At 76.3% G+C, this 8,248-nt stretch carries 5 protein-coding genes, 1 tRNA gene and 2 pseudogenes; 6 read left to right on the top strand and 2 right to left on the bottom strand.

What is annotated here, in order from left to right; all coding sequences use genetic code 11:
• Positions 1-157: 157 nt before the first annotated feature.
• A complete protein-coding gene (locus ACRYM0_RS11370) occupies positions 158-1,645 on the top strand; it encodes a phytoene desaturase family protein (RefSeq protein WP_432505108.1) in 1,488 nt (495 codons plus the stop codon).
• Positions 1,646-1,757: 112 nt separating this feature from the next.
• On the opposite strand, the gene ACRYM0_RS11365 is transcribed toward ACRYM0_RS11370, so the two are convergent.
• Both ACRYM0_RS11365 and ACRYM0_RS11360 read right to left on the bottom strand, forming a co-directional pair.
• Positions 1,758-2,078, bottom strand: coding sequence for a DUF1345 domain-containing protein (locus ACRYM0_RS11365; RefSeq protein ID WP_432505106.1), 321 nt, complete (start codon positions 2,076-2,078; stop codon positions 1,758-1,760).
• An 83-nt stretch (positions 2,079-2,161) separates the two neighbouring features.
• A tRNA-Arg gene (locus ACRYM0_RS11360) sits at positions 2,162-2,233 on the bottom strand.
• Positions 2,234-2,342: 109 nt separating this feature from the next.
• Between ACRYM0_RS11360 and argS the strand changes: the two genes are divergently transcribed.
• The 5 genes and pseudogenes from argS to thrC all read left to right on the top strand — a co-directional run bounded on the left by argS (position 2,343) and on the right by thrC (position 8,206).
• Entirely contained in the window at positions 2,343-4,007 is a 1,665-nt protein-coding gene (gene argS / locus ACRYM0_RS11355) for an arginine--tRNA ligase (RefSeq protein ID WP_432505105.1), read from the top strand.
• 26 nt (positions 4,008-4,033) lie between these two features.
• Positions 4,034-5,170: pseudogene (gene lysA / locus ACRYM0_RS11350) on the top strand (diaminopimelate decarboxylase); the annotation flags it as partial.
• Between the two features lie 259 nt (positions 5,171-5,429).
• A pseudogene (locus tag ACRYM0_RS11345) lies at positions 5,430-5,678 on the top strand (diaminopimelate decarboxylase); the annotation flags it as partial.
• A gap of 102 nt (positions 5,679-5,780) precedes the next feature.
• Positions 5,781-7,112: a homoserine dehydrogenase gene (locus ACRYM0_RS11340; RefSeq protein ID WP_432505103.1), complete on the top strand. Its 1,332-nt coding sequence runs from the start codon at positions 5,781-5,783 to the stop codon at positions 7,110-7,112.
• Complete coding sequence (thrC, locus tag ACRYM0_RS11335) at positions 7,112-8,206, top strand: threonine synthase (RefSeq protein WP_432505101.1); 1,095 nt, start codon at positions 7,112-7,114, stop codon at positions 8,204-8,206. Before ACRYM0_RS11340 ends, thrC begins: the two co-directional genes overlap by 1 nt.
• Positions 8,207-8,248 lie beyond the last annotated feature (42 nt).

The raw sequence follows: 8,248 nt of genomic DNA, 5'->3' as shown, positions 1-8,248 counted from the left end.
CCCCCCCCCCCCCCCCCCCCCCCCCCCCCCCCCCCCCCCCCCCCCCCCCCCCCCCCCCCCCCCCCCCCCCCCCCCCCCCCCCCCCCCCCCCCCCCCCCCCCCCCCGGGGAGGGCGAGGGGAGGGGCGCGCGGGACCGTCGCGTGCCAGGGTCGGGGCGTGGACGCAGCGGTGGACGCCGTCGTGGTGGGGGCCGGGCCCAACGGGCTGGCCGCCGCCGTCGTGCTGGCCCGGGCCGGCCTGCGGGTGGAGGTGCTCGAGCGCAACCCGACGGTCGGCGGGGGAGCGCGCACCGGCGAGCTGACCCTGCCCGGGTTCGCCCACGACCTGGGCTCCGCCGTGCACCCCATGGCCCTGGCCTCGCCGTTCTTCCGCGCCTTCGACCTGCCCGCGCACGGCGTGGAGCTCCTGCAGCCCGACGTCGCCTACGGGCACCCCCTCGACGGCGGCCGGGCAGCCCTGGCCCTGCGCGACCTGACGGCCACCGCCGCGGGCCTGGGCCTCGACGGGCCCGCCTGGCGCGGGTTGCTGGGCCCGCTCGTCGAGCGCTGGCGCGAGGTCGTCGCGCTGGCCCTGGGGGACCTGCGCACGCCGCCGCGCACGGGCGGCGAGCTTGCCGCGGCCGCCCGCCTGGGCCTGGCCGTGCTGGAGCAGGGCGGGCCCGCCTGGGGGGCGCGGTTCCGCACGGAGGCCGCCGCGGCGCTGCTGACGGGGGTGGCCGCGCACGCCGTCGCACCGCCGCGCGCGCCGGGCCCGGCCGGGGCCGGGCTGCTGCTGGCGACCCTCGCGCACGCCGTCGGGTGGCCGGTGCCGCGCGGGGGCTCGCAGGCGATCGCCGACGCCCTGGCCGCCGAGGTGGTGCGCCTCGGCGGCGCCGTGCGCACCGGCGTGGAGGTGGGCGACCTGCGAGAGCTCCCGCCGGCCCGCGCGGTGCTGCTGGACGTCGTGCCGCGCGGGCTGCTGCGGCTGGCCGGGGACCGCCTGCCGGGTGGCTACGCGGCGTGGCTGCGCCGCTGGCGGCACCGCGCCGCCGCTGCGCCGGTGCACTTCGCCCTGGACGGTCCGGTGCCGTGGGCGGCGCCGGGGCTGGAGCGCGCCGGCACCGTCCACGTCGGCGGCACCCGCGCCGAGGTCGTGGCCGCCGAGCGGGCGGTCGCCGCCGGCCGGCACGCCGCGCGCCCGTACGTGCTGCTGTCCCAGCCCTCGGTGCTGGACCCCTCCCGCGCCCCCGCCGGGCAGCAGGTGCTGTGGACCTACGCCCACGTGCCCGTGGGGTCCACCGTCGACGTGGGCGACGCCGTGCAGGCGCAGGTGGAGCGGTTCGCCCCGGGTTTCGGCGACCGGGTGCTCGCCCGGCGCACCGTGACCGCCGCCGAGCTGGAGGGGCAGAACCCCAACCTCGTGGGCGGGGACGTCTCCGCCGGTGCGGTCACGCCGTGGCAGCTGCTGTTCCGTCCGGTGCCGCGCTGGGACCCGTACCGGGTGCCGCTGCCGGCGCCGTCCCCGGGCACGTACCTGTGCTCGGCCGCCACGGCGCCCTCGGCGGGCGTGCACGGGATGGCCGGGGTGCACGCCGCCCGCCGGGCCCTGCGCCGGGAGTTCGGGATCCGCGTCGGCGCGGACGGCTCGTCCGCGCCGACGCGGTGAACCGCCGGGCCCCGGGGGGTTCACCCGGGCCCCCACGGACCCGAACCCCGCGGGCGCTGCCCGAGGGGTTCGACCCGCCCCTGCCGCCCGGGGGCGAGCCCGCCGGCCAGCCCTAGCCGATCAGCGTGGAGACCAGGAGCGCGACGACCACGGTGTTGAAGACGAACGCCACCAGGGCGTGCACCGTCACCACCCTGCGCAGGGCAGGGGTGGTGACGGTCACGTCCGTCGGCCCGAACGTCGTCGACACCGCGGTGGAGGAGCACGGGAAGTCGCCGAGGCTCGCGGTCGTGCCGGGGAAGGCCAGTCCCGGCTCGGCCGCCTGCCGCTGGGTGTAGTCCGCGGCGTACGTCACCAGCACGCTCACCCGTGCGGCGACCACCAGCAGCGCCAGCGCGTAGAAGGCGATGGTGAAGACGATCCCCGACGCCACTGCTCCCGCGAGGGAGCCCGAGAGGGTTGCCGCCAGGGCCGGCGCGCCCGGTGGGATGTCGCGGGCCTCGTCGACTGCGGAGGTGCCCCCGGCAGGACTCGAACCTGCGCACACGGCTCCGGAGGCCGATGCTCTATCCGCTGAGCTACGGGGGCTGACAGCAGGAGCAACCGTACCAGCGTCCACGCGCACCCCCGACCACCGCCCGCCCGGGCCCCGGCGTGCGCCCGGGCGGGTCGGTGCCCACCGGTACGCTTGGGCCCCGTGACCCCCGCCGAGCTCTCCACCGCACTGCGGGACGCTCTGATGTCGGCCGTGCAGGCCGGCGAGCTGTCCCTCGACCCCGCCGACGTCCCGGCCGAGGTCCGCGTGGAGCGCCCGAAGAACCGCGAGCACGGCGACTGGGCGACCAGCGTCGCCCTGCAGCTGGCCAAGAGGGCCGGGCGCCCGCCCCGCGAGGTGGCGGCCCTGCTGCAGGAGCGGCTCGCGCGGGTGGCGGGCGTGAAGGCCGTGGACATCGCCGGCCCGGGGTTCCTCAACGTCACCCTGGACGCCGCCGCGGCCGGTGAGCTGGCCCGCGCGATCGTCGAGGCCGGCACGGCCTACGGCACCGCGGCCGAGCCCACCGGCGAGAAGGTGAACCTGGAGTTCGTCTCCGCGAACCCCACCGGCCCCATCCACCTGGGCGGCACCCGCTGGGCCGCGGTCGGCGACTCCCTGGCGCGCATCCTCACCGCCTCCGGCGCGCAGGTGACCCGCGAGTACTACTTCAACGACCACGGCGCCCAGATCGACCGCTTCGCCCGCTCGCTGCTGGCCGCCGCGCACGGCGAGCCCACCCCGGAGGACGGCTACGGCGGCGCGTACATCGGTGAGATCGCCCAGCAGGTCGTCGCGCGGGTGCCCGGTCTGCTGGAGCAGCCGCGCGAGCAGCAGCAGGAGACGTTCCGCCGCGAGGGCGTCGAGCTGATGTTCGGCGAGATCAAGAAGACCCTCGCCGACTTCGGCGTCGAGTTCGACGTCTACTTCCACGAGGACTCCCTGCACACCTCCGGCGCGGTGGAGCGGGCCGTGGCGCGGCTGCGCGAGCTGGGCCGCGTCTACGAGGCCGACGGCGCGACCTGGCTGCGCACCAGCGACTTCGGTGACGACAAGGACCGCGTCGTCGTCAAGAGCGACGGGCAGCCGGCCTACATCTCCGGCGACCTGGCGTACTACCTCGACAAGCGCGAGCGCGGTTTCGACCGCTGCGTGCTGATGCTCGGCGCCGACCACCACGGCTACGTCGGCCGCATGATGGCGATGTGCGCGGCGTTCGGCGACGAGCCCGGCACCAACCTCGAGATCCTCATCGGCCAGATGGTGAACCTCGTCAAGGACGGCAAGCCGGTGCGCATGAGCAAGCGCGCCGGCACCGTCGTGACGCTGGAGGACCTCGTCGAGCAGGTCGGCGTCGACGCCGCCCGGTACTCCCTGGTGCGTTCGTCGGTGGACACCTCCATCGACATCGACCTGGACCTGCTCGTCAAGCGCAGCAACGACAACCCGGTCTACTACGTGCAGTACGCGCACGCCCGCACCTCCAACGTCGCGGTGAACGCCGCGGCCGCCGGGGTGCGCCGCGAGGACGCCTTCGACCCGGCGCTGCTGACCGACGAGACCGAGTCGCTCCTGCTCGCGGCGCTCGCGGAGTTCCCCTCCGTGGTCGCGCGCGCCGGGGAGCTGCGCGAGCCGCACCGCCTGGCGCGCTACCTGGAGGAGCTCGCGGGCCGGTTCCACAAGTTCTACGACGCCTGCCGGGTGACCCCCCGCGCCGGCGAGGAGGTCACCGACGTGCACCGCACCCGGCTGTGGGTCAACGACGCCACCCGGCAGGTGCTGGCCAACGGCCTGGCGCTGCTGGGCGTGAGCGCTCCGGAGCGCATGTAGTGGCCCGCTCCCACGAGGCCGGGCAGATGCACTCCCCGGGGTCCTCGTCCATCGCGATCGTGCCCGGGTGGCTGCGCCCGCCCGCCGACGTCAACGAGCTGCTCCCGAAGCTGTGGTCGCGCACCGTCGAGCGCGACGCCGCCGGTGCGCTGCGCGTGGGCGGCGTCGGCGTCGCCGAGCTCGCCGCCACGCACGGCACCCCGCTGTACGTCGTCGACGAGCTCGACTTCCGCTCGCGCGCCACCGCGTTCCGCGACGCGTTCGCCGACGCCTTCGCCGACCTCTGCGGAGGGGCGGACGTCTACTACGCCACCAAGGCGTTCATCGCCACGGGCGTGGCGCGCTGGCTCGCGCAGGACGGCCTGAGCCTGGACACCTCCTCGTCCGGCGAGCTGGAGCTGGGCCTGCGCGGCGGGGTGCCCGGTGAGCGGATCGCCTTGCACGGCAACAACAAGTCGCGCGGCGAGATCGAGAAGGCGCTGCGCGCCGGGGTGGGCCGCATCGTCGTGGACTCCCTCCAGGAGGTCGACGTCGTCGCCGACGTCGCGGCCTCGCTGGGCGTCGTCGCGCCCGTCATGCTGCGCATCACCGTCGGGGTGGAGGCGCACACGCACTCCTACATCGCCACCGCCCACGAGGACCAGAAGTTCGGGTTGTCGCTGGCCTCCGGTGCGGCGGAGGCGGCCGTCGCGAAGGTGCTGTCCCGCCCGGAGCTGCGGCTGCTGGGCCTGCACAGCCACATCGGCTCGCAGATCTTCGACATGGGTGGTTTCGAGGTCTCCGCCCGCCGCCTGCTGGGGCTGCACCGCACCGTCGAGCGCGACCACGGCGTGACGCTGCCCGAGATGGACCTCGGCGGCGGTTTCGGCGTGGCCTACACCTCCGAGCACGACCCCCTGCCGCCGCAGGAGATCGCCGGCCGCCTCGCCGAGATCGTGGCGCGCGAGTGCCTGACCCAGGGCATCGCGGTGCCGCGGATCTCGGTCGAGCCCGGCCGCGCCATCGCCGCGCCCAGCACGTTCACGCTCTACGAGGTGGGTACCACCAAGGACGTCGAGCTCGACGGGGGCGTGCGCCGGCGGTACGTGTCCGTCGACGGCGGCATGAGCGACAACATCCGCACCGCCCTGTACGACGCCGACTACTCCGCCACGCTCGCCTCGGGGGGGGGGGGGGGGGGGGGGGGGGGGGGGGGGGGGGGGGGGGGGGGGTGGGGGGGGGGGGGGGGGGGGGGGGTGGGGGGGGGGGGGGGGGGGGGGGGGGGGGGGGGGGGGGGGGGGGGGGGGGGGCGCGCGGCGGGGGGGGGGGGGGCGCGGGGGGTTCGGGTGCGGCGCGCGCGCCAGCCCCCACACCACCCCCCCCCCCCACCCCCCCCCCACAACCCCCCCCCCCCCCCCCCCCCCCCCCCCCCCCCCCCAGGGCGTGCTCTCCCGGGTCGTCGGGAAGCACTGCGAGAGCGGGGATGTCGTCGTCAAGGACGAGTTCCTGCCGGCCGACGCGGGCGCCGGCGACCTGCTGGCGGTCCCGGGCACGGGTGCCTACTGCCGCAGCATGGCGAGCAACTACAACCAGATCACGCGCCCGGCCGTGGTGTCGGTGCGCGACGGCGTCTCGACGGTGCTGGTGCGCCGCGAGACGCCCGAGGACCTGCTGTCGCTCGACGCGGGGTGACGGGCGTGGTGGCGCACGGGCGCCGCGCGGTCTGAGAGGGTGTGCTCTGCCCCGCGGGGGCCGAGGTGTCGGGACGGTGGAGGGACAGCTGCGGTGGAGCCGGTGAAGGTCGCGTTGCTCGGGTGCGGGGTGGTCGGCACCGAGGTGGCCCGGCTGCTGACGACGCAGGCCGACGAGCTCGCCGCCCGGGTGGGCGCGCCCCTGGAGCTGGTCGGCATCGCCGTGCGCCGCCTGGGGCGCGAGCGCGGTCTGCCGGTCGACCCGGCGCTGTTCACCACCGACGCGGAGGAGCTCGTCACCCGCGCCGACGTCGTGGTGGAGGTCATCGGCGGCATCGAGCCGGCCCGCTCCCTCATGCTGCGCGCGATCGAGCACGGCGCCTCCGTGGTCACGGCGAACAAGGCGCTGCTCGCCGCCGAGGGGCCCGCGCTGTACGAGGCGGCCGCCGAGCACGGCGTGGACCTCTACTACGAGGCCTCCGTCGCCGGTGCCATCCCGCTGCTGCGGCCGCTGCGGGAGTCCCTGGTGGGCGACCGGGTGACCCGCGTGCTCGGCATCGTCAACGGCACCACCAACTACGTGCTGGACCAGATGGACACCACCGGCATGGGGTTCGCGGAGGCCGTGGAGCAGGCGCAGGCGCTGGGCTACGCCGAGGCCGACCCCACCGCCGACGTGGAGGGCTTCGACGCGGCCGCCAAGGCCGCGATCCTCGCCTCCCTGGCCTTCCACACCCGCGTCGCCCTGGACGACGTGCACCGCGAGGGCATCACCGGGGTGAGCGCCGCGGACGTGCGCGCCGCGCAGGCGCAGGGCTGCGTCGTCAAGCTGCTGGCCATCGCCGAGCGCAGCACCGGTCCCGGCGGCGAGGACGCCGTCTCGGTGCGCGTGCACCCGGCGATGATGCCGCGCGAGCACCAGCTCGCCGGGGTGCGCGGGGCGTTCAACGCGGTCTTCGTCGAGGCCGAGGCCGCCGGCGAGCTGATGTTCTACGGCCCCGGCGCGGGCGGTGGTCCCACCGCCAGCGCCGTGCTCGGCGACGTGGTGGCCGTGGCCCGGCACCGCCGCGCCGGTGGCCGCGGGCCGGGGGAGTCGGCCTACGCGGAACTGCCCGTGCTGCCCATGGACGACACGGTGACGCGCTACCACGTGCGCCTGGACGTGGCCGACAAGCCCGGTGTGCTGGCGCAGGTCGCCGGTGTGTTCGCCGCCCACGGCGTCTCCATCGAGGCCGTGCAGCAGCGGCAGGAGCCGACCGGGCCGGGCGGGCGCGGGCGCGCGGTCCTCGTCGTGGTGACGCACAGCGCACCGGACGCGGCGCTGTCGGCGACGGTGGACGAGCTGGAGGACCTGGAGATCGTGGATTCGGTGGCGGGCGTGCTGCGCGTGGAGGGCCACGAGGCCCGTGCTGAGGCGAAGGGGGGCGTCGCCTGATGGCGCACGTGTGGCGGGGTCTGATCGAGGAGTACCGCGACCGGTTGCCGGTCACCGAGGCGACCCCCGTGGTCACGCTCGGGGAGGGCGGCACGCCCCTGGTGTACGCCCGGCACCTGTCCGAGCGCGCCCGCGGGCGGGTGTACCTCAAGGTCGAGGGCTGCAACCCCACCGCCTCCTTCAAGGACCGCGGCATGACGATGGCGATGAGCAAGGCCGCCGAGAACGGTGCCGAGGTCGTCATCTGCGCCTCCACCGGCAACACCTCCGCCTCCGCGGCGGCCTACGCGACCGCGGCGGGGATCCGCTGCGCCGTGCTCGTGCCCGACGGCAAGATCGCGATGGGCAAGCTGTCCCAGGCGGTGGCCCACGGCGCCACGCTGCTGCAGGTCGACGGCAACTTCGACGACTGCCTCACCCAGGCCCGCAAGCTCGCCGAGGCGTACCCGGTGGAGCTGGTGAACTCCGTCAACCCGTACCGCATCGAGGGTCAGAAGACCGGTGCGTTCGAGGTCGTCGACGTCCTCGGGGACGCCCCCGACATCCACGCCCTGCCCGTCGGCAACGCCGGCAACATCACCGCGTACTGGAAGGGCTACTGCGAGTACGCCGCTGACGGCGTCTCGACCAAGCGCCCGCGCATGTGGGGCTTCCAGGCCGCCGGCGCGGCGCCCCTGGTGAAGGGGCACCCCGTCGACGAGCCGGAGACCGTCGCCACCGCCATCCGCATCGGTCACCCCGCCTCGTGGAGCGGTGCGACCACCGCGCGCGACGACTCCGGCGGGCGCATCGACGCCGTCAGCGACGAGCAGATCCTCGCCGCCCACCGCTGGCTGTCCTCCAGGGAGGGCGTCTTCGTCGAGCCGGCCTCGGCCGCGGGCGTCGCCGGCCTGCTCGCCGCCTGCGAGGCCGGTGAGGTCGCCGAGGGCCAGACCATCGTCGTCACCGTCACCGGGCACGGCCTGAAGGACCCGCAGTGGGCCCTGGAGCTGGCCGGGCCCACCGCTGCGGACGGACGGCGCCGCGCCGTGGAGCCCGTGCGGGTGCAGCCCGACGCGGTGACCATCGCGCGGGCCCTCGGCCTCGACGTCTGAGCGCGGTGCCCGACGTGAGCGCAGTCCCGGGTCCCGCGGTCA

It is taken from the genome of Kineococcus arenarius subsp. arenarius (genome assembly GCF_050871845.1).
GTDB lineage: Bacteria > Actinomycetota > Actinomycetes > Actinomycetales > Kineococcaceae > Kineococcus.
The sequence above is the reverse complement of the archived record's forward strand: the minus strand, read 5'-3'. Positions and strand labels throughout refer to the sequence as shown.